Below are 25845 nucleotides of genomic sequence, written 5' to 3' on the forward strand. Positions count from 1 at the left end.
ATCCCTCGCCGATCCGCGGCGGACGACCAGATCGGTCAGACCGGCTCCAGGGCCGGTTTCACCTCGCACCACTGGGACGACTCGGCCGACCGGGAGACCGCGTCGAGCACCAGCTGGACCTGCAACGCGTCGGCGAACGACGGTGTGGGCTGGGTGCCCGTGGCGATCGCCTCGATCAGGTCGCGGACCTCGTGGGTGAAGGTGTGCTCGTAGCCGATGCCGTGGCCGGCCGGCCACCACGCCGACATGTACGGGTGGTTGGGCTCGGTGACCAGGATCGTGCTGAAGCCCTGCTCCTCCGGCGGCAGCGCGCCGTCGTAGAAACTGAGCTCGTTCATCCGCTCGAAGTCGAAGACCAGCGAGCCGAGCGAGCCGTTGAGCTCCACCCGCAGCGCGTTCTTGCGGCCGGTGGCGAAGCGGGTCGCCTCGTACGTGGCCACCGCCCCGCCGTCGAGCCGGGCCAGGAACAGCGCCGCGTCGTCGACGGTGACCTCGCCGTACGACGAACTGCCGGAGGCGGACAGCCCGGCCGACGCCGACGGCAGCGGCCGGGACTTGACGAACGTCTCGGTCAGGGCCGACACCGCGGCGATCGACTGGCCGGTGACGAACTGGGTGAGGTCGACGATGTGCGCGCCGATGTCACCCAGTGCCCCCGATCCGGCCACGTCCTTCTGCAGGCGCCACACCAGCGGGAACTCCGGGTCGACGATCCAGTCCTGCAGATACGTCGCCCGCACGTGGTGCAGCTTGCCGATGCGGCCGGCGGTGACGAGCTCACGCATGAGCGCGACCGCCGGCACACGCCGGTAGTTGAAACCGCACATGGCGAACACGCCACGGGCGTTCGCCGCCGCGGCGGCCATCTCCTGGGCCTCGGCCACCGTGTTGGCCAGGGGTTTCTCGCACAGGACGTGCTTGCCGGCGGCGAGCGCGGCCAGCGCGATCTCGCGATGGGTGTCGCCCGGCGTGCAGATGTCGATCAGATCGATGTCGTCCCGGTCGATCAGCGACCGCCAGTCGGTGGTGTGCTCGGCCCAGCCGAGCTTGGCCGCGGCGGCCGCCACCGCGCCGGAGGAGCGGCCGGCCACCGCGGTCATCCGTGCCGACAGCGGCAGGTCGAACGCATGGTTGACCGTGCGCCACGCTTGCGAGTGCGCGGCCCCCATGAACGCGTAGCCGACCATGCCGACCCGCAGCTGTTCCGACATCTACAACCCCTTAGAAACCGAGCTTCGCGTACTGCGAAGCGTTGTCCTTGGTGATCGTCTCCGAGGCGAGCGTGATCTCCTTGGGCACCTGCAGCTCGACCAGGTCGCTCATACCCTTGCCCTGCCCGATGAGCCGGGCCAGCGTGATCGCCGACGAGGCCATGGACGGGCTGTAGGTGACCGTCGCCTTGAGCACGCTGTTGTCGGCCGAGATGGCGTCGATCGCCTGCTTGGATCCGGCGCCGCCGACCATGAAGAACTCGCTGCGGTTGGCCTGCTTGATCGCGGCCAGCACGCCGATGCCCTGGTCGTCGTCGTGGTTCCACAGGGCGTCCATCTTGGGCAGCGCCTGCAGCAGCGCGGTGGCGGCGGCCTGGCCGCTGTCGGCCGTGAACTCGGCCGGGCGGCGGTTGGCGACCTTGAAGCCGTGCGCGGCGAGGGCGTTCTTGAAGCCCTCCGAGCGTTCCTGGGTCAGCTCGAGCGAGTCGATGCCGGGGATCTCCCCGATGATCGGTGCGCTGACGCCCTTGGCCTTGAGCTGCTGGGCGATGTAGTTGCCGGCGGCCAGGCCCATGCCGAAGTTGTCGCCCTTGATCTGCAGCCGGTAGGCCGCCATGGACGGGAACGCGCGGTCGAGGTTGATCACCGGGATGCCGGCGGCCATGGCCTCGATGCCGGCCGAGTTCAGCTCCTTGCCGTCGTGCGGAAGCATCACGATGACGGTGGGCTTCTGCGAGATCAGCGTGGAGATGGCGGCCCGCTGGGCGGCGGCGTCGGCGCCGGCCTCGACCGGCTTGAACTCGACGTCAGGGTACGCGGCGGCCTGCGCCTTGGCGTTGTTGGTGATCGCCGCGATCCAGCCGTGGTCGGCGGCCGGCGCGGAGAACCCGATGACCACCTTTTGGCCGGGGGCGGCGTTGGGGTTGGCCGACGCGTCGGTGTTGGTGTTCACCTGGGCGTTGTTCTCGGGGGTGTTGCTTGTGCACGCGGTGAGAAGCGCTCCAGCACCGACGGCAGCACCGCCGAACAGAACGCGCCTACGGGACAAAGCGGACATGAATCCTCCCAAGGGGGAACCCGGAAGAGCGGACCGGGCGAAAGATCAGCGCTTGAGGAGTTGCGTGACGGAGCGGAAACGGAACTGCTGGATCAGGACGGCGAGCACGATGATCCCGCCCTTGACCATGTTCTGAACCTCGGTGGAGAGATTGTTGATCGCGAACAGGTTCGTGATCGTGGAGAACACCAGCACCCCGAAGAGGGCGCCGATGATGGTGCCGCGACCGCCACTGAGCAGCGTGCCGCCGATGATCGCGGCGGCGATCGCGTCGAGCTCGTACAGGTTCGCCATGGCGGCCTGAGCACTGGTCGCCTGGGACGTCAACATGATGGCGGCGATGCCGCAGCAGAGCCCCGACAGGGCGTACAGCAGAAGGGTGTGCCTCTTGATGTTGATGCCGGCCAGCCGGGCCGCCTCGGGGTTGCCGCCGACCGCGACCGTACGGCGGCCGAACGTGGTGCGGTTGAGCAGCACCCAGCCGGCCGCCACGACCAGCGCCAGGATCCACACCAGCAGCGGGATGCCGAGCAGTTTCGTACTGGCGATGTCGTTGATCGTGGTGTTGGCCGACACCTGGGTCTGCTTGCCCGAGATCTGAGCCGCGAGACCGCGGGCGGCGACGAGCATCGCGAGGGTCGCGATGAAGGGCACCAATTTGCCGTACGAGATGAGCACGCCGTTGACGAGCCCGACGCAGATGCCCACCACGAGCGCGGTGAAGATCATGCCGGCCGCGCCGTAGCTCTGCGTCGCCAGCGTGGTCGCCCACACCCCGGCCAGGGCGATGATCGCGCCGACCGAGAGGTCGATGCCGCCGCCGATGATCACGAAGGTCATGCCGACCGTGACCACGCCGATCGCCGACGCCTGCTGCAGGATCGTCAGGAAGTTGTTCTTGACCCAGGTCGGGTCGCTGTAGAGATCGGGCTTGGTGATGATGCCGACGACGATCAGCAGGATCAGGACCCCGACCAGGCCGAGGTTGCGGATGACGTTGTCGTCGATGTGCCGGCGTTGCGAGCGTTTTTGCACCTCGGGAGGCGCAGTTTCGGTGATCATGCTGGCTCTCCCTCCATCAACGACCCCGCCATCACGAGGTCGAGCACGGTGTCCTCATCGATCTGGTCGGCCGGCGCCTCACGGATCATCCGGCCCTCGCGCATGACCAGCACCCGGTCGGACAGGCCGAGCACCTCGGGCACTTCGCTCGAGACGAGCAGCACGCCCACGCCGTTCTCGGCCAGGCCCTGGATGACCTGGTAGAGCTCGGCCCGGGCGCCGACGTCGACACCGCGGGTCGGCTCGTCGAGCAGCAGCAGCCGGGTGTCGCCGAGCAGCCACCGGCCGACGACGACCTTCTGCTGGTTGCCGCCGGAGAGCGTGCGCACCGGGCGCATCACGTCGCGCGGCCGCAGCTCCAGCTGGTCGGCCGTGCGCTCGGCCGCCTTGCGCTCGCCGGCCGCGTCGGTGAAGCCGGCCCGGGCGAACCCGGAGAACGACGAGAGCGTCATGTTCTTGTAGATCGGCTCGTCGAGGAGCAGCGCCTGACTCTTGCGCTCCTCGGGGGCCATTCCCATTCCCTTGCGTACGGCGGTGCCCAGCGACCGGATGCGCTTGCCGTCCAGGGTGATCGTGCCGCTGTCGGGTCGGCGGGCGCCGAAGATGGTCTCCAGCAGTTCGGAGCGGCCGGAACCGACCAGGCCGGCGATGCCGACGATCTCGCCGGGGGCCACGGTCAGGCTCACGTCGGCGAACTCGTGCTCCCGGGTGAGGCCGTCGACCACCAGCAACGGCGGCTTCTCCTCCAGCGTGCGGCGCGGCGGGAAGACGTACTCGATGGTCCGGCCCGTCATCTTGCTGACCAGGTCGCGGGTCGGCGTGGTGCGCGCCGGAAGGTTGGCCGCGGTCGTGCGGCCGTCCTTGAGCACTGTCACCCGGTCGCCGATCTCGCGGATCTCCTCGAGCCGGTGCGAGATGTAGATGACCGCGATGTTCTCGGCGGTGAGCTCGCGGATGATCCGGAACAGGTTTTCCACCTCGTCATGAGCGAGCACGGCGCTGGGCTCGTCCATGACGATCAGCTTGGCGTCGTGCGACAGCGCGCGGGCCATGCTGACGATCTGCTTGCCGGCCGCCGGAAGGCTGCGCACGGCCTGCCGCGGCGGGATCTCGCCGTGCCCGAGCCGGGTCAGGATCTCTTTGGTCCGGGACGCGGTGGAGCGCCGCTTGGTGAAGCCGAACCGGGTCTGCTCGTGGCCCAGGAACGCGTTCTCGGCGATCGACAGGTCGTCGACGAGGTCGAGCTCCTGATAGATGGTGGCGATACCGGCGCGCATGGCGGCCTGCGGGGTGGCCGGGGCGAACGGCTCGCCGAGCCAGGTGATCTCGCCGCCGTCGGCGTGGTGGACGCCGGCCAGGGTCTTGATCAATGTGGACTTGCCGGCGCCGTTCTGCCCCAGGAGGCAGTGCACCTCGCCCGCCCGGACCTCGAGTTGCACGCCGTCGAGCGCGCGCACGCCGGGGAAGGTCTTGACCACATCGGTGAGTCGGAGGACGACGTCTTCGGAGGATTCGCGTGGTGCGGGAATCGTCATGAGGCCTGCTCGAATGCCGTGTCGCTGGCCAGCACCGCGGCGCCGGTGACACCGGCTCGGCTGCCCAGCTCGCTGAGGACGACGGGTAGGTTGCCGGTGGCCAGGGGCAGCGACCGGCGGTAGACCACACTGCGGATCTCGGCGAGCAGCACATGACCCAGCTGGGCCAGGCCGCCGCCGATGACGATCATCGAAGGGTTGCTGAAGGACACCAGGGTGGCGAGGACCCCGCCGACGCGGCGGCCGCCCTCTCTTATCAATCGGATGCAGGTGACATCACCCTCGGCAGCGCCGTCCGCGACGTCGCGGGCGGTGATGGTGATGCGTTCCTCGAGGGCTTCGTAGTCGGCCCCCTCGGTCTCGGCGGCGCGGCGGGCCGCGGCCTGATAGGCGGCGAGGCGCTCGGCCAGCGCGGGCGACTCGCCGGAGCGGGCGGCGGCGAGCGCGTCGCGGGCCAGGGCGGCGCCGCTGAACAGCGCCTCGAGGCAGCCGGTGTTGCCGCAGGAGCAGACCGGACCGTTCGGGTCGACCTGGATGTGCCCGATGTCGCCGGCGCAGCCGTCCACCCCGCGGTAGACGGTGCCGCTCAGGTGTATGCCGCAGCCGATACCCGTGCCGATCTTGACGAAGAGGAAGTCGTCGACCGAGTGGGCGACGCCGCCGTGACGCTCGCCGATCGCCATGATGTTCACGTCGTTGTCGACCACGGCCGGGCAGCCGTGCTCGCGGGCGAGGAACTCGCGCACGGGGTAGCGGTCCCAGCCCGGCATGATCGGCGGGGAGACGGGCACGCCGTCGCGGAAGCTGACCGGGCCCGGCACGCCGATGCCGACCGCGTCGAGCCGGTCGAAGGCGCCGTCGGTCTTCGCCTTGGCGAGCAGCTCGCCCACCCGCTGGAGGATGACCCGCGGCCCCGAGCGGATGTCGGCCGCCTCCTGATAGAGCGCGACCGGCTCGAGACGGCCGTTCGTGACCTCGATGTCGATGGAGCTGGCGCCCAGGTCGACCGCCGCGAACCGCAGCCGCGGGTGCAGCTCGACCAGGGTGGAGCGGCGCCCGCCGCGCGAGGCGGCCATGCCGGCCTCGGCGATCAGGCCGGCCGCGACGAGCCGCTCGACCTCGGCCAGCAGGCGCGGGCGGGTGAGCTCCAGACGATCCCCCAGCTCCGCGCGGGACACTGGTCCCTCATCGCGCAGCAGGCGCAGAATGCGCAGGTGGGGAGCATCGGACAGGTGCACGGAGACCTCCGGGGGCGCTTCACACCGCGGTAACCGTGCGGTGTTGTGCCCGTCACAGTAGGCCCGTTCCGCCTCGGGAGTCCATACCTTCTCGAAGATCATTCCTAACTTTTGTCTATATGAGCAAAAGTGATCCGCTCCGGGACAGGAAAAAGCGCCGGGCTTTCGTGCCCGGCGCTCCGTTCCTTCCGCTTCGCTCCCCCAAGATCAACTGCTGCTGAGGCCCTGTTCGCTGCCCTTCTTGAGCTTGCGGTCGTCGCGCAGCTCGAGGAAAGGCTCGTCGGAAGGGTCGTGACCGGCGGCGATGGCCCGGCCCCGCTCCAGCTCGGCGTCGAGCTCGGCGCCGAGCAGGATCGCGATGTTCGAGATCCACAGCCAGACCAGGAAGGCGATGACACCGCCCAGGGCGCCGTAGGTCTTGTCGTAGTTGGCGAAGTTGCCCAGGTAGATCGCGAAGGCGCCGGAGGCGACCAGCCACAGCACGACGGCGAAGATGCCGCCCGGGCTGACCCAGCGGAAGCCGCCGGTCTTGGCGTTGGGCGAGGCCCAGTAGAGGATGGCGAACATCAGGCTGACCAGCAGCACCAGCACCGGCCACTTGGCGATGTTCCAGGTCATCACGGCGGCGTCGCCCAGACCGATCTTCTCGCCGACCACCCGCGCCACGTCGCCGGTGAACACGACGATGAAAGCCGAGATGATCAGCATCAGGCCGATGACGGCGGTGACGCCGACCCGGATCGGCAGGGTCTTCCAGATCGGCCGGCCCTCGGGCACGTCGTAGACGGCGTTGGAGGCCCGCATGAAGGCGGCGATGTAGCCGGAGGCCGACCAGAAGGCCAGGAGAAGACCGATGATCGCGGCGAAGCCGGCCTTCCCGGTGCTGCCGACCTGGCTGAGAACGGTGTCGGCGAGCTCCTTGATCTGGTCGTTCCCACCGGAGATGTCGTCGATCGTCTGTGTCACGGTGGCCTTGCCGTCGCTGCTCAGCATGCCGAGGATCGACACCAGCACCAGGGCCCCCGGGAAGATCGACAGCACGCCGTAGTAGGTGAGCGCGGCCGCCCAGTCGGAGATGTTGTCCTCGGAGAACTGCTTGAAGGTGCGCTTGACGGCGGCGAAGATGCCCTTGCCCTTGAGCTCGGCCGGGCTGTCCGGCCCGGCCTCCGGCGGCACCGCGCTGAGGTCGTTGTCCCGGTCCTCACCGGTCCGCGTGGTGGCGACGTCGTAGTCGTGGGCACCCTTGCGGCGCGCCGACGCCGACTCGGGGTCGTCCCGCCCGGCCCGCGCGTTGGCGGCCTCGCCGTGCCCGTCCTTCACAGAGGCGGCCGTCGCCGTCTCCTCATCATGCTTGTGAAAAAGCTTCATCGCCGTACCTCCAGGCGCGGGCATCGCTGTAGCGCACGGCCGCCGTGCGCGACCTGCAACAGTGATGCCCGCCACCGAGGTGCCCTAACCACCTTCACCCGACAGGAACTTGCCCCAGCGCAATCATTCACGGCCGGCCGTTACCGCGAAGCCGGGACTCAGGGCGAGACGCTGTCGCCGCTGAAACACTCCTGCCAGTAATAGTCGCTGTCATCCCAGGTCAAGGTCAGACACCCGTGCGCCGTGAAAAACCTGCCGGCGCTGTCGGTGTCCAGAATCCGGGTCTTGTATTCGATGTTGGTGCCGATGGCCGGGTCACACCCACGGATTTCGCGCGGCGTATCCCACTTGCTCTCGCCGAAACCCCGCACGCTCACCCACCCGGTCATGATGCAGTGATCGGCGGAGGTCGCCGCCGGTCCGATCGAAACGCGCATGTCGAAGCGGACGTGCGCGTAAGCGGGCGCAGGGAGATACGTCGTCTGAATGACGGTGCAGAGCTGGAGGCGGCCCGGCATCCCGCCGCTTCCATAACTGCCACAATTGTGAGCCGATGGATTCGGCACCGCCTGAGCCGGGACCGCCAAGGTCACCAGCACAGCGGCACCGACACTGAGAACGGCGAGGGCTTGCCGGAGGAGCCGGCGCAGCGTTTTCCGCATGGAATCTCCCAGAGATCATCCACCGCCCGCCGACACCATAGTCATAGATGATCGTCATTTGCAAAGCAGGCGGGACATGCGGCGGCCGGCGATGGTCAGGCCCACGGTGAGCAGGGCCAGCAGGTACAGGACGTCGAGGAGCTGGGGCCAGCCGGCGGTGCCGGTGCTCAAGGCGCGGATCAGGTGGACCGAGCGGTAGAGCGGAGTGATCTCGACCAGCCAGCGCAGCACCGCCGGGTAGGCGGCGAGTGGGACGAAAGTGCCGGAGAACAGGAACAGGGCGAACTGGCCCGAGGCGATCAGGTCGAAGTCCTGCCAGCTGCGGATCAGCGTCGAGACGGTCATGCCGAGCGCGCCGAACGCGAACCCGACCAGGATCGTCGCCGGGAACATGGCCAGCGCCCGCGGCCAGGTGGTCAGATCGAGCACCACCATGATCACCAGGAAGGCGGCCGAGTAGAGAGCGCCGCGGACCATCGCCCACAGCAACTCACCCAGCGCGATCTCGATGGGGCGGACCGGCGTGGCGAGGATCCCCTCGTACAGCCGCATGAACTTCATCTTCCCGAAGAAGTTGAAGGTGGTCTCGGACAGCGCCCCGGTCATCGCCGACGCGGCCAGCATCGCCGGCGCCACGAACGCCGCGTAGCCGACCACCTCGCCGCCAGGCAGCGTGATGTCGCCGATGAGGCCGCCGACGCCCACACCGATCGAGAAGAGGTAGAGCACCGGTTCCAGGAAGCCGGACACCATGACGATCCAGTAGGCCGAGCGCAGCGTCGCCACATTCCGCTCGGTGACCGACACGGACCGGCGGCCCATCCCCGAGGACACCAAGAGCCGCGTCACCATCTCAGATCACCAGCCTTCGGCGGTAGCGCCGATGCGCCAGCCAGCAGCCGGCGGCGCACCAGGCGATCAGATAGGCCGCGTGCACCAGGCCCAGCCATCCCGGGTCCAAGCCGAGCGTGGCGTCGCGCGACAGGTCGACGCCGTGCCAGAGCGGCAGCGCGTACGCGATCCAGCGCAACACCACCGGCAGCGACTCCACCGGGAAGAACACGCCCGAGAACAGCGACATCGGCAGGACCGCGAACCGCAGCAGAATCGCCAGATAGCTGTCGCTGCTGATGGTCGCCGCGTAGGCGGCCGTCGGCGCCGCCACCGACAGGCCGACCAGCATGGCCACGATCAGGGCCACCGGCGACCACCACGAGTGCAGCGTGCCGAAGGCCAGCGCGATCGCCAGGAAGGCGACCGCGCTGATCAGCACCCGGAACAGCATGAAGGCCAGGTGGCCGCCGAGGATGTCGGCAACCCGCAGCGGCGCCGCCGCCTGCGCGAAATAGGTCTTCAGCCACTCGAAGGCGCTCAGCACCGGCCACGTCGACTCGCCGATCGCCGTCTGCATCGCGGTCGAGGCGATCAGGCCGGGCACGATCCAGTCGAGATATGACACACCGTCGACGCCGCCGGCCACGTACGACCCCACGCCCACGCCGAAGCCCAGCATCGTCAGCAGCGGCAGCACCAGCGACGACAGCGCGCTCCCCCGCCACGTACGGCGGTAGTTGACCAGGTGATATTCGAGGACGGCCAGCATCACTCGACCAGCGTCCGTCCGGTGAGACGCAGGAAGACGTCCTCGAGGCTGCTGCGGCGCACCAGCACGCTGGCCGGGCTCAGCGAACGCCGGTGAACCTCGGCCACCGCCTCGTCACCGTCGGCCACATAAAGCAGGACGCGGTCGGGCAGCACCTCGAGCCGCTCGCCGACGCCTTCGAGCTTCGACGCATAGGGCTCCTGAGACTCGGCGTTGAAGCGCAGCTCCACCACCTCACGCGTCGAATAACGCTCGATGAGCTCGCGCGGCGACCCCTCAGCCGCGATGCGGCCACCGTCCATGACGACGAGACGGTCGCAGAGCTGCTCGGCCTCGTCCATGTAATGGGTGGTCAGCACCAGCGTCACGCCCTGCTGCTTGAGCCGGAACAGCCTCTCCCACACCAGATGGCGGGCCTGCGGGTCGAGGCCGGTCGTCGGCTCGTCGAGCAGCACGATCTCGGGCTCGTTGACCAGCGCCCGCGCGATGGTCAACCGGCGTTTCATGCCGCCCGACAGCGGCTCCACCTTGCTGTCGGCGCGCTCGGTGAGCTGAACGAACTCGAGCAGCTCATCGGCGCGGCGGCGGGCCACCTTGCGCGCGATACCGAAGAAGCGGGCATAGGTGGTCAGGTTTTCCCGCACGGTCAGCTCGATGTCGAGGTTGTCGAGCTGCGGGCAGACGCCCAGCTTGGCCCGGATGGCCGGCCCGTCGCGCACCGGGTCGAGCCCCAGGATCTCGAGCACTCCCCCGCTCGGCGGCGACACACAGCCGATCATGCGCATGGTGGAGCTCTTGCCCGCCCCGTTGGGCCCGAGGAAGCCGAACGCCTCCCCCCGGCGCACGTCGACGTCGATGCCGTCGACCGCCGTGAAGTCGCCGAACCGCTTGATCAGGCCACGCGCGCGAATAAGTGATGCCACGCACAGGACCCTAGGACGGGGGTACGACAAAAACGGCTCTTGTGGTTGATGTGTGGGTGGTTTCGGGGTCATCGGTTGGGTAATTCTGGCCGGTGACCGCCGAGGGTGAGCATGGCCAGGGCGATGATCGCGTGGGCTGAGTGGAAGCCGAATCCTCGGCGGATGATGAGCCGGATCTTGGTGTTCGTTGATTCGACCAGGGCGTTGGACAGCCGGTTGGTGATGGCCGCGATGATCGCGTCGTGGTCGCGGGTGATGCTTCGGGCGAGTTTGACGAACTGGGGTAGCCGGCAGCGGCGGGCCCAGTTGATCCACCGGTCCAGGGCTTCGATCGCTTCGCCGGGGTCGCGGTGGGCGATCGCGATGACGGTGCGCAGGCCTTCTTTCAACGCCCAGGCGCGATGCAGGGCGGGGTGAGTCTTAGCGATCCAGGCCAACTGTTCATGTGGGCGTTCGGTCAGGTTCTCGGGGTTCTTCCAGAGTGCCCAGCGGGCGCGTTTGAGGGGTTTTCACGTCACCGCGCAGGCGGTGGTTGCGGTTGTTGGCGCGGGTGGTGCCCCGTGCGTTGCCATGGGCCTGGTTCCAGACGGTGCGGCGTTGTTCGTCGAGAGCATCGGTGGTTCAGGCGACCATGTGGAACGGGTCCGCGCAGCGGATCGCTTGCGGGCAGTGTTCGGTGACGGCTTCGCGGATCCAGCCGGCGGTGTCGCTGGAGATGTGGGTGATCGCCGCGCGGTGCTCGGGCCCGAGCCGGGTGAAGAAGGCGGCCAGGGCTGCCTTGTCCGCGCCGGGCGCGGCCCAGACCAGGCGACCGGTGTCGTGGTCGACGACCACGGTCAGGTATTTGTAGCCTTTGCGGTAGGAGATCTCGTCGATGCCGATACGTTTCAGTCCGTCGGGTAGGTCGACCTGCCGGTCGGTGTCGGCCCAGACCCGGCTGATGATCGTGCCGACGGTGCGCCAGGCAATCCGCATCAACTGGGTGACAGCGCTCTTGGCGCAGGTCGTGGCGAGCCAGGCCACGCTCTGGTCGAAGCCACGGGTGTGCCCGGCCCCGTGCCGGGCCCAGGGCACCGCGGCGACCACCACGCCATGCTCCGGACACGAGACCCGGGGCGCGTCCGCTTCGACGTAGGCGACAGTCGTGCCCAGGTCCAACGCCCGCCACCGACGCCGGCCCGAGCCCTGGTCGTAGCCAGGACAACGACGCCGGCACAGCCCGCACCGGCGTCGCTGACCTCGAGCCGGACGGACCGCCGCAACGAGGATGTCCTGCTGCTCGTCGAACTCGACACGCTCAACGACTGCTTTCCGAAGTCCGAGCAGCCGAGCCCATACCCTGGCATTACGCACGCTGTTGTCCCGCTATCTACCGTTCTGACCTTCGACAAGCCAGAACCTAAGCGGGACAACGGCGTGCGCTGTCGTTACCGCCTGAAACCACCCACACAAGCGTCAGTAGAACGACAAAAACGGTTCCGATGACGCTGGTGTGGGTGGTTTCAGCGGCTCAGGTTCCGGCGTCGGTACGGCGGCGGTGCCCTGGGCCCGGCTTGTTGCCTGGTTTGCGACCACATGCGCCAAGTCCGCGGTCACCCAGTTGACGCGGATCGCCAAGACTCGACCGGCGCTACACCGCGCCTGGGCGCTCAAAGAAGACCCGTGCACCGTCTTCTCGAAGCCCGCCTGCCCGGCTCGCCACAAAACCTCTACTCCGGGCCGGCCATGCCCTCCTGAGCGGCCGAGACGAGAGTGGCGGTCACTTCGATCACCGTCTGGTGGGAGACCGGGGTGCCCGAGTCGTAGCGGACCGCCCACGACAGGCCGTCCCGCCCGCTCACCCGCCGCCCCACGATCCGCACGCCGCCGACCAGGAACGGCTTGTCGGGGCGGTTCGTCGACACCTGCACGGGGTGGTGGTTGGTGTAGGCCACCGACTTCGACACCCGCATGCGCACCTGGTCGGGCACCTGACCGGGATCGAGCAGCAGGACGGTGTGCACCGGCCCGTCGACCATGACCGTGTAGCCGTCGCGCTCCTCGGCCACCTCGGCCGGGGTGATCCGCAGCTCGCGCCCCGACCAGCCCGCCTTGTGGATCTCGTGCCAGCCGAGCCGCTCTTTCACACCCGGCAGGAACAGGCCGTGGTTGGTGACCACCACCGCCTGCTCCGGCTCCACCGCGGCCCAGGCCACCACCCGCTCGTCGGGAGCCAGCGCGGGCTTGAGCACCGAAGGGAGCGACGGACGCCGCCGGAACAAGCTCACAGTCCACCTGCCGCCTGGTCACGCAGGGCACGCGCCTGCTGTTCGAGGGAGAAGAGCTCACCCGCCAGAGCCAGGTATTCGTCCTTGTGCGCGACCGGGTTGAGCCGCTGCACCTTGGACTTCAGGTCCCGGATGCGGGTGGTCACATAGCCGACCTGCAACCGGGCCAGGGTGATCTGCACGTAACGCGGGTCGACGACGCCGTCCACGTACAGCGGCTCCACCGCGAGCTCGGAGATCAGGCCCTGCCCGGCCAGGTCGTCGCAGCTGTCCCGGACCTTCTCGATCCAGACCACGCCGCCGGACGACACCGAGGAGGCGCCGCCGGCCGCGGTCACCGCCGAGCGGATCGCCGCGTAGACCGGGTCGGCGTAGTTCTCGGCGCCCAGCGAGTCGAACATCGGGCCCGCCATGACCGGCTCCTGCAGGGCCAGCTTGAGCGATTCGCGCTCGACGAGCCGCTGCGGCGAGTCGGGCGCGGCCTTGGTCCTGGACGACGGCGCCGGCTCGTCCTGCGCGCCCCGCAGGGCCGAACTTACCGCCCGCTGCACCGGCTCGAGGTCCATGCCGAGATCGGCCGCGAGCTTACGGGCGTACTCAGGCCTCTTCTCCCGGTCTTTGATCTTGGCGACGAGAGGAGCCGCGCGGCGCATCGCCTCGACCCGGCCCTCGACGGTGTCCAGATCGAAACGCCGGATCGTGTGCCGCAACGCGAAGTCGACCAGCGGCTCCCGCCCGGCGATCATGTCGCGCACCGCGAGATCGCCCTTGGCCAGGCGCAACTCGCACGGGTCCATGTTGTCCGGGCTGACCGCGATGAACGTACGGCCGACGAACCGCTGGTCCTCCTCGAAGGCGCGCAGCGCCGCCTTCTGACCGGCCGCGTCACCGTCGAACGTGTAGATGATCTCGCCGACCACGCTGTCGCTGTCGAGCAGCAGCCGCCGCAGCACCCCGATGTGATCGACGCCGAACGACGTGCCGCAGGTGGCGACGGCGGTCGGCTCGCCCGCCTCGTGACAGGCCATCACGTCGGTGTAGCCCTCGACGATGACCGCCCGCCCGCGCTTGGCCATCTCCCGCTTGGCCTGGTCGATGCCGTAGAGCACATGCGACTTCTTGTAGAGCGGCGTCTCGGGCGTGTTCAGATATTTCGGCCCGTCGTCCTCGTCGAACAGCTTGCGCGCGCCGAACCCGATCACATCGCCGGACAGGTCTTTGATCGGCCACAGCAGCCGGCCCCGGAACCGGTCGATCAGAGAGCCGGAGCGGGCCGGCTTGGTCAGCCCGGCCGTGTTCAGCTCCTCGGCCGTGAAGCCCTTCTGCCGCAGATGCTTGGCCAGCGAGTCCCAGGTGTCCGGCGCGAACCCGCACCCGTACCTCTCGGCCGCGTCCCGCCCGAACCCACGCTGGGCGAGGAACTCCCGGGCCTTGCGCGCCCCCGGCGTCGACAGCTGCCCCTGATAGAACTCGGCCGCCGCCACATGGGCCGCCAGCAGCCGCTGCTTCTGCCCGGCCTGCGGCCTGGGCGCACTGGGCCGCGAGTCATCGGTCTCGTACCGCAGCTGAATGCCGGCCCGCCCGGCCAGCCGCTCGATCGACTCGATGAACGACAGATGCTCCGCGTCCATCAGGAACTTGATGGCATCGCCACCCTGACCGCAGCCATGGCAATAATAGACATTTCGGGCGGGCGCGACGGTGAAGGACGGGGTCTTCTCGTCGTGGAAGGGGCACAGGCCCTTGAGGTTGCCGCCGCCCGCCGGGCGCAGCGTCACCGACTCGCTGATGATGTCTGCGATCGAGGTCCGGTCACGGACCAGCGCGATGTCCTCGTCCTTGACCCTGCCCGCCACGGCATACATCCTGCCTCGCCTCAGGCACGAGCCGCCACCAGGGTCCGGTGCCAGGCCACGGCGGCCGGGTCGGTGAGCGACGCGACCTGGTCGATCACCACCCGCAGTGCCTGGGCATCACTCTCCGCAGCCTCGAACAACGGGGCGAAGACCGGGTCAAGAGCTTCGGGTGTACGGGTGAGAGCGTGCACAAGCTCGGTGAGGATCGTCCGCTGCTCCTCGTACCAGGACTCGGCCGCCCGCGCCCTCATCACGTAGCGCAACGCCATGCCCTTGAGCAGGGCGCATTGGTTACGCACCGTGCGCGGCACGATGAGGTCGGCGTCGTAGCGGCGGACCTTCTCGATCCCGTACCGGCTCTGTGTGGCCCCGACCGCCGAGGCGACGAAGCGGCCGGTCAGGACGCTGGTCATCCGTTTGAGGGCGACCTGGGCCCGATAGGTGCCGTCGTATCCGGCGACCTCCGTCACGACCGGGTCGGCCAGCAGCTGGTCGAGGGCGCCGGCCAGCTCGTCGGGGGTCTCGTCGGAGTAGGTGGCCGCGACGTCGGCGCAGAGGGCGGCCCGCTCGGCCGGGTCGGACAGCAGCCGGCGCAGGGCCAGATAGCCGCCGTGCACACCGTCCTCGACGTCGTGCACCGAGTAGGCGACGTCGTCGGCCCAGTCCATGACCTGGGCTTCGAGGCAGCGCCGTTCGCCCAGCTCGGCCGGGCGGACCCAGTCGAAAACGGCGCGATCGTCCTCGTACACACCGAATTTGCGTCTTCCCGGCTCCCGCGGCCAGGGATATTTGCAGCTGGCGTCGAGCGAGGCGCGGGTCAGGTTGAGGCCGGCGCCGGGCACCTTGGCCTCGAGCCGGGTCAGCACGCGCAGGGTCTGCGCGTTGCCCTCGAAGCCGCCGCACGGCTCGGCGACGACGTGCAGCGCGTGTTCGCCGTTGTGGCCGAACGGCGGGTGACCGAGGTCGTGGGCGAGCCCGGCCACGTCGACCACGTCGGGGTCGCAGCCGAGGCGCTCGCCCATCTCGCGTGAGATCTGCGCGACCTCCAGCGAGTGGGTCAGCCTGGTGCGCAGGAAGTCGTCGGAGCCGGCCGTGTGGACCTGGGTCTTGGCCGCGAGCCGGCGGAAGCCCGCCGAGTGCAGCACCCGCGCCCGGTCCCGTTGGAACGGGGTACGCCCGTAGCCGCTGTCCTTAGCCGGCTCAGCGACGAACCGCTGGGCGTCGAACGCCGTCATGCGACCAAGATTAATCGGCTTTCCGGGAGGACAGGACGCAGAACTCGTTGCCCTCGGGGTCGGCCAGCACGACCCAGGTGACGTCGCCGCCCTGCCCGACGTCGGCGTGCCGGGCGCCCATGTCGATCAGGCGCTCGACCTCGGCCTCCTGGTCGTCCGGGCGCAGGTCGATGTGGAGGCGGTTCTTGACCGTCTTGGCCTCGGGCACCGGCGTGAACAGCAGTCCGGGCAGCTGATCGGGGCTCTTGCGGATCTCCACCTCGTCGGGCTGGTCGGTCACGATGACCCAGCCGCCGAGGGCCTCCGCCCACCACCGCGCCAGGCGCCCGGCGTCCTGGGCGTCCACCACGATCTGCTCCCACTGCAACGCCATATGGCGCCTCCTTTATCGAAAAGTGGCGATCATGTTACGCGCACCCGACCAGCGTCGCTAAGCCGTCGAACATGACGCACACGGGGTGCGACTGCCCCCCGCAGGGTCGCCGGAGGATGGCCCACGGTGACGGCGAGCGACGTTCGGCCGCCACCGATCCGGAGGTTCGCCGGTGGCCGCGGCAACGAGGCACGGCCCGGCGGCGGCAGCACAGCGCTGAGGAGAGAAGTGCCCGGCGTCGACCACTGTCTACAGGAGGCCATGGCGATTCCTGGCGCGGTCGGCGCCAGCATCGTCGACTACACCACCGGGTTCCCGGTCGCCACGACGGGAGCCGCACCCAACAACGACCACGAGGCGGCGGCCGCGGGAACCGCGGACGTCGTCCAGGCCGCGACGACCCGATCGCTCTACGTCTCGGCCCTACCGCACGACCTGCTCGAAGACCTGATCATCACGACCGCCGGCGGTTATCACCTGCTGCGGCCGGTGCAGACCGACTTCGACAGCCGGCTCGTCCTCTACCTCTGGCTCGACCGGGTCCAGGGGAACCTCGCGGTGGCCCGGCGCCGCATGCAGACCCTCGCCGACGAACTCGTAGCCACGTAACGATGCCAAAGGGGAAAAGGTGACAACCTTGCGGACGGCCGCACCGTCACGCCTGCTCACGCAGGTCACGGGCGAGCGGCAGACCGGCACCCTGGTGGTCGGTGGCCACCCGGGCGGCGCGGTCTACGTCCTCGAGGGGCGGGTCATCTACGCCGAGTCGCCGGCCGCGCCCGGTGTCGGCGAGCTCCTCACCGCGTCCGGCCGGCTGGCCGGGCGCACCTGGCAGAACGCGCTCGACCTGGGCACCTCCACCGCCCGGGTCGGCCGGCTGCTGGTCGAGCAGGGTCATCTCACCCAGGGTGAGCTGGAGCTGTGCGTGCTCGGGGCGACGTACGACGCGGCGTACTTCGCCCTGTCGGCGCCGGAGGCGCCGATCGACTTCCTGCCGGGCGCGACCCACTGGCTCGGTCCGGTCGCGCACATCGACCCGGGGGCGATAACCCGGGAGGTACGGCGGCGGGTGCGCCTGCTCGACGAGATCTTCCCGGACGCGCGGGTGGACACGGCGCCGGTCATCCCGGTGCCGCGCCTGCCGCGCGAGCGGGTGCCGATCACGGCGCTGCAGTGGGAGCTGCTGATCAACGCGGACGGCCAGCGCACGCCGGCCGATCTGGCCCTGCTGCTCGGCAAGGCCGGCTACGCGACGATCCAGGAACTGCGCCGGATGGCCGCGCTGGGACTTCTGGAGCTTCCGGAGGTACGGGCGGTGGAGGCCCCCGAACTGGTCCGGCTGCCCCGGGCGCGCGGCACCGCGGTGAACATCAAACGCCCGGTCATCAGGGCGGACGACGCGCCGACAGTGCCGGTGCTCAAGCCGGGCGAGGCGCCGCCGACGGTGCCGGTGGTCAGCGGCGCCCGGGCGGCGGTGCCGGCTCCCCCGCCACCACCTCCACCACCATCTTTGCCTGAGGCGCCTCCGCCCGCGGAGCCGCCGCGCAACTCGCTTTCCCCGCCCCGCCTCGCCCGGCGCAAACCCGGGGCCAAGCTTCCCAAGGAAGTCGCCGGCGAACCACCGCCACCGGTGCATCCGGGCACCGATGAAGTCCTGCTCAAGCGCATCCGTACGGCATTGCGAGCCTTGCGGTGACACGCGCACCCCCGTTCGCAGAAAGAGAGGCCGAGGATGACGGTGGATCCGGCGGTGCTCGAGGAGCTCGACCGCCTGAGAGGCCGGGTGCCGGAGCTCTCCGGCAGCGTCCTGGCCTCCACCGACGGTCTGGTGATCGCCCACGACGCGCACGGCATCGAACCGGACAGCATCGCGGCGCTGGCCGCCGCGCATCTGGCGCTGGCCCGCCGCTTCGCGCACGCGGTGAACCACGGTGACCTGCGCGAGTCGGTGGTCGAATGCGACCGGGGCTACATCACCTCGTACACCGCGGGCCCGACCGCCCTGCTCACGGTGGTCACCTCGGGCGACGCGAACCTCGCCATGGTGCATCTGGAGGCCCGTCGATGCGTACGGCGGCTGGTCCGAATCTTGAAATTGGAGACCAAGCCGCAGCACCGCCCGGAGATCCCGCAACAGCCGGGGCCGGCGGCGCTGACCCGGCGCACCCCCTTGCCCACCCTCACGACCAATGCTCGTCGTCGGCAGGCGGCGGGTTGAGAAAACGCGGCACCCGCCGCGACCGAACGGCGCCGCCGGATGTTCCGGCGGCCCGCCATCCCACCGCAACGGAGGACCCATCCATGGGCGACATGGACACCGCACTCAAGGAAATCATGGAAATCGACGGCGCCTTCGGCGTCGCGCTGGTCGACCACACGAGCGGCATGGCCCTCGGCACGGTCGGCGGCGGCAAGGAGCTCGACCTGACGGTCGCCGCGGCCGGCAACACGGATGTGGTGCGGGCCAAGCTCCGGGCGATGGAGATGCTGAACATCACGGAGAAGATCGAGGACATCCTCATCACTCTGGACACGCAGTATCACCTGATCCGCCCGCTGACGAGCCGGGCCGGCAAGGGGCTGTTCCTCTATCTGGCCCTGCGCCGCGACCGGGCGAACCTGGCCATGGCGCGGCATCAGCTCAAGCGCATCGAAAGCGACCTCGACGTCTGAGTTTCGCCTGGTATCTGGCGTCACTGCGGGGAGGGCCGATCTCGGCCCTCCCCGTCGTCGTCGGTACCGTCGTCGTGTGTCAGTGGAGGACGTCGTCCGTGAGGTGGTCAGCGGGGCGATCGGGTACGAGGCGGGTCTCGACGCGCTGACCGTGGCGCCGGCGGGCGAGGTGGACGCCGCCCTCAGCGCCGCGTTGCGGGACGCCTTCGACCGGCTCTTCCAAGGCGGGTGGCAGCCGTCCGAGCTCTACCGGGTGATCGCTCGCTTGGGGGATCCGCTCAAGGCGGACATGGTGACCGCGGCCGCTCTTTCTTACGCGGGACGGTTCACCGAGGTCGATCCGCGCTGGACCTCGCAGGCCGCGTCACTACCGGCGCCCGGCCGCCGCCCCGATCGGATCACGCTTCTGGACGTGTCCCTCGGCCTGCTCACCTCACTGCGGCAGCTGCCGCCGATCGAGGTGCTCATCCCACCGCCGGGCACCGTGTCTGATCTGTCGCACAAATCAGACAACAGGATGCTTGATCGCGTACGGGCTCTGCTGGCGAAAGCCGAGGCGACGGACTTCCCGGCCGAGGCGGAGGCCTACTCGGCCAAGGCACAGGAGCTCATCGCCCGGCACAGCATCGAGGAGGCACTGACCACGGCGGGGCGCGCCGAAGTGGTGCCGTTCGCGCGCCGGATCGGGGTCGACCATCCGTACGAAAGCGAAAAAGCCTCTCTGCTCGACGCGGTGGCCCGGGCCAACCACTGCCACACGGTGTGGTCGCCCGAGCTCGGCTTCTCCACGATCTTCGGCTACGACGCGGACATCGACGGCGTCGAACTGCTCTACACGTCGCTGCTGGTGCAGGCCAACCGCGCGATGGCCCGCGACGAGCCGGCCAAGGGCAAGGCCAGGATCAAGGCGTTCCGCCGCAGCTTCCTGGTGGCGTACGGCGTCCGCATCGGCGAGCGCCTCTCCCAGGCCACCCGGCACGAGATCGAGCAGCACAGCGACCTGCTGCCGGTCCTGCGCAACCGCGAGATCCAGGTTCGCGAGGTCATGCGGAAGGCGTTCCCGCGTACGGTCCGGGCCCGCGGCAGCCGCATCGACAGCCTCGAAGGCTGGGAGTCGGGCCGAGCGGCCGCCGACGAGGCCCAATTGCGTTGACGGGTGCGGCAGACTGGGTTCATGCATCCGGTTTGACGCTGAAACCTCACTGAGCCCCTCTTATTTGGGGTCCGGGCCCTCTCCGAGGGCGTGCCGCTCTACCCGGTGTACGCGCTGCTGTTCGCGGACGCCGGCCTCACCACGCCCCAGGTCTCCTCACTGTTCGTGATCTGGTCGGTGGTCGCTTTCGCGGCCGAGATCCCGTCCGGCGCGCTGGCTGACACGTGGTCGCGCAAGAGGCTGTACGCGATAGGCGAGACCCTGACGGCGGCCGGCTACGCCACATGGTTGCTGTGGCCGACCTACCAGGGCTTCACAGTGGGTTTCATCCTGTGGGGCTTGGGCGGCGCACTGGGCTCGGGCGCCTTGGAGGCCTTGGTCTACGACGCCGTCCCGGAGGAGAACGCCTACGCCCGCCTGATAGGCCGCGCCGAAACCGTATCAATCCTGGCCATGCTGGCCGCCACGGTGCTGGCCACCCCCGCCCTGCACACCGGCGGCTACATCTTGGTGGGCAGCCTCAGCGTCGCTGTCAAGCTCGCCGGCGCCCTACTGGCCCTGCACCTGCCCGAGAGCCGCCCCGCCACCGCCCCACCCTCTCTCACCACACCGGCCGCCCCCGCACCGCCACCACCCTCCGCGCGACGCCCACCCACCGCGCCCATCCCACCACCCTCGCCCACCGCGGCCACCGCGCCGCCCACCCCCACCGCGCCGCCCACGCCCACGCCCACGGCGCCGTCGGCGACTAACGCTGCGCCCACCCTTACCGCAACCAACGCGTCGTCCACGCCCACCGCGGTCGCTGCGCCCACGGCGCCAGCCGCGCCGTCCATAACCGCCACCGCGCCGCCGACGGCCACCTCAGCCACCGCTTTGCCCACACCCACCGCGACCACCGCGCCGCCTCCGCCCACCGCAACCACTGCACTCACCGCACCGCCCACGGCCACCGCGATCACCGCAGCGCCCACGGTCACCGGGATCACCGCCGCAGCCGCGCCGCCCGCGCTCATCGCCGCCACTCCGACGCCCCAGCCCACCGCGCTCACCTCGCCACCCACACCGACAGCCACCGCGCCGCCCACACCCACTGCCGTCACCCCGCCACCCCATCCGTCTGCGCTCACCACGCCGCTCACAGCCGCCGCGATCACTGCGCCCAACGCGCCGCCCACAGCCGCCGCGCTCACCGCGCCGGCCGCGCCGCCCACACCCACTGCCGCCGCCGCGCCCATCGCCGCCACCGCGACTACCGCCGCCACCGCGACTACCGCCGCCACCGCAACTACCGCCGCCACCGCAACTACCGCCGCCACCGCGACTACCGCCGCCACCGCACCCACTGACGCCGCTGGCATCTATTCCGACATTTCCGGAAAATCGTATTGGCACACTCTGCGGAGTGGCGTGCGGGAAGCCGTCGGGACGCGCGTGGTTGTGCGGGCGCTGCTCGTGGCGGCGCTTGTGCCCGGGTTCAGTGCGCTTGACGAATACCTGCCGCTTCTCGCGCGGGACAAGGGAGCGCCGACGGAAGCCGTACCTCTGCTGTTTGGTTTGACCGCTTTGGCCATGGCGGCCGGAAGCGCCCTCGCCGGACGGGGCCGCGGTCTCTCCTGGGCGCTCGGCGGGGCGGCCGTTCTGCTCGCGGTCGGCGCCCTCACCCCGTACCTCATCGGAATGATCGCTGTTTCCGCTGCCTTCGGCCTGCTGCAATACGCGATGATCCGTGCCGAGGCCCGCCTTCAGGAGCGGATCACCGGGCCGGCCCGGACCACCGTCCTCTCCGTCGCCGGCTTCGCGAGCGAGGTTGTCGCCGTCCTGCTCTATCTGAGCTTCGCGGTCGATCTTCCGCTGGCCGTGCTCTTCGCCCTCTGCGCGGCACCTCTCGTGCTCACCGCCCTAATCGCCCGCCGGGGATGAGGGCGGCGAGCACCGATGTCGGCGACCATGCCGTCATGACGACCTTCACGGTGTGGAAGTTCGACACTCCCGACGGCGCCGAACGTGCCGGCTCTCAACTCCGGACCGCCCAGTCCGACGGGCTGATCAAGATGCTCGACCACGCGATCGTGACCTGGCCCTACGGGGAGAAGCAGCCTCGCACGCTGCACGGTCACGACGCCGCCGTGCGCGGTGCCAGCTGGGGCGCGCTGTGGGGCGTGGTGGCCGGCGCGCTCTTCCTGGTGCCGATCCGTCGGCGGCGTCGTCGGGGCGGCCGTCGGCGCGCTCAGCAAGGCGACCGAGGCTGCCGGCATCACCAAGGAGCAGCTCACGAAGATCCGTACCGAGGTGACCGAGGGCACGTCGGCCCTCTTCCTGGTCACCGAGCACGCCGACCTGGACCGGCTCGGCGAGCGCTTCCACGGCACGCACAGCACCCTGATCGCCACGAACCTGACCGACGACGAACGCAACGTCCTGCTCGGGACGTTTGCCGCCTGAGAAGCCCTAGCCTCCGCTGTTCTCCATCTCGGCGCCCTCGGGGACGCTTTCATCGTCGCGGCTGTCGAGCCAGCCGTACGGCAGAGAGACCTTGCCCGGCGCGTTGACGCGGCCCCGCGGCTTGCCGAGCTCCTCCTCCGGGAACGGCACCGACGGGTCGAGCTTGCCGAGCAGGTCGTCGAGCTCGGCCAGCGACGACACCATCGACAGCGCCCGGCGCAGCTCACCGCCGACCGGGAAGCCCTTCAGGTACCAGGCGATGTGCTTGCGGAAGTCGGCGCAGCCGTGCTTCTCGTCCTCGAGCGCGTCCACCAGCAGTTCCGCGTGCCGCGACATGATCTTCGTGACTTCGCCCAGCGCCGGCAGCACCGGCTTGTAGTCGGCGCCCTGGGTGAAGGCGGCCTCCAGGTCGGCGAACAGCCACGGCCGTCCGAGACATCCGCGCCCGACGACGACGCCGTCGACGCCGGTCTGCTCGACCATGCGCAGGGCGTCGGATCCTTCCCAGATGTCGCCATTGCCGAGAACGGGCACGTCGAGCGCCTGCTTCAGGGTCGCGATGGCATCCCAGTCCGCGTTTCCGGAATACCTTTGCTCGGCCGTACGGGCGTGCAGCGCGACCGCGGCGACACCGGCTTCCTGCGCGATGAGCCCCGCCTCGACGTACGTCAGATGGTCGTCGTCGATGCCCTTGCGCATCTTGATCGTGAGCGGGATGCCGTACTCGGCGGCCGCGTCGACGGCCTGCTTCACGATCCGGCCGAACAGTTTGCGCCGCCACGGCAGAGCCGACCCGCCACCGCGCCGGGTCACCTTGGGCACCGGGCACCCGAAGTTGAGATCGACGTGATCGGCCAGGTTGTCCTCGCCCACCATCCGCACGGCCCGGGCGGTCACGTCGGGGTCGACCCCGTAGAGCTGAAGACTCCGAAAGTCCTCGTCCTCAGCGAACGCCACCATCTTGAGCGTCTTGGGGATCCGCTCCACGAGGGCCCGGGTGGTGATCATCTCGCAGACGTAGACCCCGCCACCCTGCTCACGGCACAGCCGCCGAAACGCCACGTTGGTGATGCCGGCCATGGGCGCCAGCACGACAGGCGGATTGACGGCGCGCGGGCCGAGCATGAGGGGTGCGATGGTCACGCCTTCGAGCATGCCATGCCCCCGGGAATCACCCGAAATCCCGCCCGCTCAGTCGAGCATCCGCCGCCACCAGGATCGCCCTCTCGGCCGAGGCTCGGGCGGGCCGTCCTGGTACAGGACGAGGGCCTGAGGTGAGGCCGTCCGCACCCAGAGCGGAGCGCCCACGACGATCCGGTCGTAGGGCGGGTAGTCGATCTCCTCGTCGAGGTAGGCCTCCATCAGCCACTCGCCGTGCTCACCGATGTGCCCGTACGTGAAGCCCCGCTTCTCCCCGTCGCCGATGTCGCCGCCCTGATGGGTCAGCAGGTTTATCGCCTCCCGCGCGATCTCCTCGCGGTCGCTGCCGGACGCCACCGTGCGGCCGAACGAGGAGATGAAACCGAAGATGTGGTTGGCGGCCGACGAGGACCAGCCCGTGTCGGTGGTCTGCGCCCCCGCGATGATGTCGGCCAGGTTGTCCTTGCTGCCGAACATGCCGACCGCCACGTGGGTGCCGTCGCTCGCGGTGCAGTCCGTGAAGATCGAGACGATGTTCTCCAGCTTTCCGAAGTTCACGAACTCGGCGAAGGAGAGGGTTCCGAGACCGGCGGCGAACCGCACCGGCGGCGGCGTGACGAAGTCGCGGACCGTGACGCCGGCCAGGTGCCGCTCGATCCGGTCCGCGATCTCCGGGCGGCTCATCGCCGGGCGCGGGCGATCGACCTCCACGCCGGGCAGGAACGGCCCGGTCGGAGACTTCATCTTGGTCGAGCCGGTTCGCTGGATCGTGATCCGGTTGTCCTCGGCGATGCGGTCGATCCGTCGTTGGGACCAGTAGAAATACCGCGCGACGTCCGCCGGCGTTCCGGTCACAGCCCGCTCACCTCGATCACTTGAGTCTTCGCGCCGCCGCAGTAGGGGCACCGGGCCTTGGGCAGGGTCCGCACCGGATGGGTGAAGCCGGAGCCGCACCGCCACCGGCGGCACCGCAGTTTGGCCTCGGCCTCCGGATGCGTCGCCCGGGAGGCGCCGGTCAAGGCGTTCACCGTCCGCACGCCCAGGCCGGTCAGCACGGCGGCGCTGTAGTCGGCGGCGTGCCAGCGGCGGACGGGACCGCACACCATCGCCTCCAGGCCGGCCAGTGACAGGTCTTCGGTTGTCGCCGGGTCTCCCGAGACCAGTCGCGCCGAGTCGGAGTCGCCGGCCGCCCGCTCGAGGTCGAGGCGCGACTCGTGCCGTTCGCTGTAGGACGCGTACTCGGCCGGGAGGTAATGCACCCATTCCGGTGACTCGGCGGCGATCAGGGGCGCGCGCTCGCGCAGCTCGGCCAGGTAGGCGCCGGGATCTTCGAGCAGACCCGGCGAGTGATAGTCGGCCAGCTCACCGATCAGCGCCACCGGCGGCCGGCCGGCGGGACGGAAAAGGCGCAGGTGTACGGCGCACGCGTAACGGCCGGGACGGAAGACCAGCAGGAACTGGTCGGCCAGGGTGACGGCGTCGCGGGTGGGCGGCACCGGCGGCTCGGCCGCGGGCGGGCCCGGCCACTCGATGCCGGGCAGGACCTCGTCCAGCGCCTCGTAGGCCGCGGCCACGGCCGGATGCTCGAGCAGGAGGCCCGCCTCGTCCACCGCGATGGCGCCGGCCGCCGTCTGGAGCCGGCGCAGGGCGGCCCGGAGCCGGTGCCGCACGCGCGGGTGCGGCTTGCCCCCGCGCCACGGCTCGATGCCGGCGACGAGCCGCCGGATCCGCAGCGCGGCCAGGACGAGCTCGTCGGCCGTGGTCATGTCGGGCCGGCGGTGGCCGAGCCGGGCCGCCGTGTCCAGCTCGATCAGGGCGGTGAGCTCGTCGGCGGCCGTCTCGTAGAGGTGCACGGCGCGATCGATCTCCGAGTCGCGAACGGCCAGCTCCGCCACGTCCACCTCGGCCCGCACGCCATGACCCGCGGCCCAGGTTCGCAGCACCTCGTGGAGACGAACCGCGTAGGACACCCTGCGTCGCCTCTCGATCACCCGGACGGACACCTGCAATCTCGCATCGATGACGATGCGGCGCAACGCCGGGC

24 protein-coding genes and 1 pseudogene are annotated in these 25845 nt (G+C 69.7%); 7 read left to right on the top strand and 18 right to left on the bottom strand.

Features of this window, described 5'->3' with window-relative positions; all coding sequences use genetic code 11:
- Nucleotides 1–35: 35 nt before the first annotated feature.
- The 15 genes and pseudogenes from CRP55_RS13445 to CRP55_RS13515 all read right to left on the bottom strand — a co-directional run bounded on the left by CRP55_RS13445 (nucleotide 36) and on the right by CRP55_RS13515 (nucleotide 16390).
- Nucleotides 36–1211: a Gfo/Idh/MocA family protein gene (locus CRP55_RS13445; protein ID WP_097320191.1), complete on the bottom strand. Its 1176-nt coding sequence runs from the start codon at nucleotides 1209–1211 to the stop codon at nucleotides 36–38.
- Between the two features lie 10 nt (nucleotides 1212–1221).
- On the bottom strand, nucleotides 1222–2268 hold the full coding sequence (locus CRP55_RS13450) for a substrate-binding domain-containing protein (RefSeq protein WP_097320192.1): 1047 nt from the start codon (nucleotides 2266–2268) through the stop codon (nucleotides 1222–1224).
- A 45-nt stretch (nucleotides 2269–2313) separates the two neighbouring features.
- A complete protein-coding gene (locus CRP55_RS13455) occupies nucleotides 2314–3330 on the bottom strand; it encodes an ABC transporter permease (RefSeq protein ID WP_097320193.1) in 1017 nt (338 codons plus the stop codon).
- Nucleotides 3327–4865: a sugar ABC transporter ATP-binding protein gene (locus CRP55_RS13460; RefSeq protein WP_097320194.1), complete on the bottom strand. Its 1539-nt coding sequence runs from the start codon at nucleotides 4863–4865 to the stop codon at nucleotides 3327–3329. The genes CRP55_RS13455 and CRP55_RS13460 overlap by 4 nt, the downstream gene beginning before the upstream one ends.
- The gene (locus CRP55_RS13465) at nucleotides 4862–6103 is read right to left on the bottom strand and encodes an ROK family transcriptional regulator (RefSeq protein WP_097320195.1); all 1242 of its coding nucleotides are present in this window, start codon (nucleotides 6101–6103) and stop codon (nucleotides 4862–4864) included. Before CRP55_RS13465 ends, CRP55_RS13460 begins: the two co-directional genes overlap by 4 nt.
- A 207-nt stretch (nucleotides 6104–6310) precedes the next feature.
- Complete coding sequence (locus CRP55_RS13470) at nucleotides 6311–7471, bottom strand: YihY/virulence factor BrkB family protein (protein WP_179855155.1); 1161 nt, start codon at nucleotides 7469–7471, stop codon at nucleotides 6311–6313.
- A 158-nt stretch (nucleotides 7472–7629) separates the two neighbouring features.
- Nucleotides 7630–8133, bottom strand: coding sequence for a hypothetical protein (locus CRP55_RS13475; protein ID WP_143234603.1), 504 nt, complete (start codon nucleotides 8131–8133; stop codon nucleotides 7630–7632).
- Nucleotides 8134–8187: 54 nt separating this feature from the next.
- Nucleotides 8188–8985: an ABC transporter permease gene (locus CRP55_RS13480; protein ID WP_097320197.1), complete on the bottom strand. Its 798-nt coding sequence runs from the start codon at nucleotides 8983–8985 to the stop codon at nucleotides 8188–8190.
- 1 nt (nucleotide 8986) lies between these two features.
- Nucleotides 8987–9736: an ABC transporter permease gene (locus tag CRP55_RS13485; protein ID WP_097320198.1), complete on the bottom strand. Its 750-nt coding sequence runs from the start codon at nucleotides 9734–9736 to the stop codon at nucleotides 8987–8989.
- The gene (locus tag CRP55_RS13490) at nucleotides 9736–10659 is read right to left on the bottom strand and encodes an ABC transporter ATP-binding protein (RefSeq protein ID WP_245922965.1); all 924 of its coding nucleotides are present in this window, start codon (nucleotides 10657–10659) and stop codon (nucleotides 9736–9738) included. The genes CRP55_RS13485 and CRP55_RS13490 overlap by 1 nt, the downstream gene beginning before the upstream one ends.
- A gap of 68 nt (nucleotides 10660–10727) precedes the next feature.
- Nucleotides 10728–12012, bottom strand: a pseudogene (locus tag CRP55_RS13495) (ISL3 family transposase).
- A gap of 356 nt (nucleotides 12013–12368) precedes the next feature.
- A complete protein-coding gene (locus CRP55_RS13500) occupies nucleotides 12369–12926 on the bottom strand; it encodes a hypothetical protein (RefSeq protein ID WP_097320200.1) in 558 nt (185 codons plus the stop codon).
- Nucleotides 12923–14791 (bottom strand): DNA primase, encoded by a 1869-nt coding sequence (gene dnaG, locus CRP55_RS13505; protein WP_097320201.1) that lies wholly within the window; start codon nucleotides 14789–14791, stop codon nucleotides 12923–12925. The genes CRP55_RS13500 and dnaG overlap by 4 nt, the downstream gene beginning before the upstream one ends.
- Nucleotides 14792–14802: 11 nt before the next feature.
- Nucleotides 14803–16017 carry a deoxyguanosinetriphosphate triphosphohydrolase gene (locus CRP55_RS13510; RefSeq protein ID WP_097320202.1) on the bottom strand — a complete coding sequence of 405 codons (1215 nt, stop codon included), beginning with the start codon at nucleotides 16015–16017 and terminating at the stop codon, nucleotides 14803–14805.
- A gap of 10 nt (nucleotides 16018–16027) precedes the next feature.
- A complete protein-coding gene (locus CRP55_RS13515; RefSeq protein ID WP_097320203.1) occupies nucleotides 16028–16390 on the bottom strand; it encodes a VOC family protein in 363 nt (120 codons plus the stop codon).
- Between the two features lie 126 nt (nucleotides 16391–16516).
- Here CRP55_RS13515 and CRP55_RS13520 point away from each other — a divergent pair, with 126 nt between their 5' ends.
- The 7 genes from CRP55_RS13520 (at nucleotide 16517) to CRP55_RS54515 (ending at nucleotide 22661) form a co-directional block, all read left to right on the top strand.
- Entirely contained in the window at nucleotides 16517–16999 is a 483-nt protein-coding gene (locus CRP55_RS13520; protein ID WP_245922966.1) for a roadblock/LC7 domain-containing protein, read from the top strand.
- Nucleotides 17000–17018: 19 nt separating this feature from the next.
- A complete protein-coding gene (locus CRP55_RS13525; RefSeq protein ID WP_097320205.1) occupies nucleotides 17019–18086 on the top strand; it encodes a DUF4388 domain-containing protein in 1068 nt (355 codons plus the stop codon).
- A gap of 36 nt (nucleotides 18087–18122) precedes the next feature.
- Nucleotides 18123–18608 (top strand): roadblock/LC7 domain-containing protein, encoded by a 486-nt coding sequence (locus CRP55_RS13530; protein ID WP_097320206.1) that lies wholly within the window; start codon nucleotides 18123–18125, stop codon nucleotides 18606–18608.
- Between the two features lie 83 nt (nucleotides 18609–18691).
- Complete coding sequence (locus CRP55_RS13535) at nucleotides 18692–19063, top strand: hypothetical protein (RefSeq protein WP_097320207.1); 372 nt, start codon at nucleotides 18692–18694, stop codon at nucleotides 19061–19063.
- Nucleotides 19064–19139: 76 nt separating this feature from the next.
- The gene (locus CRP55_RS13540; RefSeq protein WP_097320208.1) at nucleotides 19140–20216 is read left to right on the top strand and encodes a DUF2786 domain-containing protein; all 1077 of its coding nucleotides are present in this window, start codon (nucleotides 19140–19142) and stop codon (nucleotides 20214–20216) included.
- Between the two features lie 90 nt (nucleotides 20217–20306).
- Nucleotides 20307–22139: an MFS transporter gene (locus tag CRP55_RS54510; protein WP_245922967.1), complete on the top strand. Its 1833-nt coding sequence runs from the start codon at nucleotides 20307–20309 to the stop codon at nucleotides 22137–22139.
- 213 nt (nucleotides 22140–22352) lie between these two features.
- Nucleotides 22353–22661, top strand: coding sequence for a DUF1269 domain-containing protein (locus CRP55_RS54515; protein WP_245922968.1), 309 nt, complete (start codon nucleotides 22353–22355; stop codon nucleotides 22659–22661).
- A gap of 6 nt (nucleotides 22662–22667) precedes the next feature.
- On the opposite strand, the gene dusB is transcribed toward CRP55_RS54515, so the two are convergent.
- The 3 genes from dusB to CRP55_RS13565 form a co-directional block, all read right to left on the bottom strand.
- A complete protein-coding gene (dusB, locus tag CRP55_RS13555; protein WP_097320358.1) occupies nucleotides 22668–23786 on the bottom strand; it encodes a tRNA dihydrouridine synthase DusB in 1119 nt (372 codons plus the stop codon).
- A 66-nt stretch (nucleotides 23787–23852) separates the two neighbouring features.
- Nucleotides 23853–24656 (bottom strand): hypothetical protein, encoded by an 804-nt coding sequence (locus CRP55_RS13560; RefSeq protein ID WP_097320209.1) that lies wholly within the window; start codon nucleotides 24654–24656, stop codon nucleotides 23853–23855.
- Nucleotides 24653–25771, bottom strand: a complete 1119-nt coding sequence (locus CRP55_RS13565; RefSeq protein ID WP_097320210.1) for a hypothetical protein — start codon at nucleotides 25769–25771, stop codon at nucleotides 24653–24655. The genes CRP55_RS13560 and CRP55_RS13565 overlap by 4 nt, the downstream gene beginning before the upstream one ends.
- Between the last annotated feature and the right edge of the window lie 74 nt (nucleotides 25772–25845).

The organism is Paractinoplanes atraurantiacus (genome assembly GCF_900215205.1).
GTDB lineage: Bacteria > Actinomycetota > Actinomycetes > Mycobacteriales > Micromonosporaceae > Actinoplanes > Actinoplanes atraurantiacus.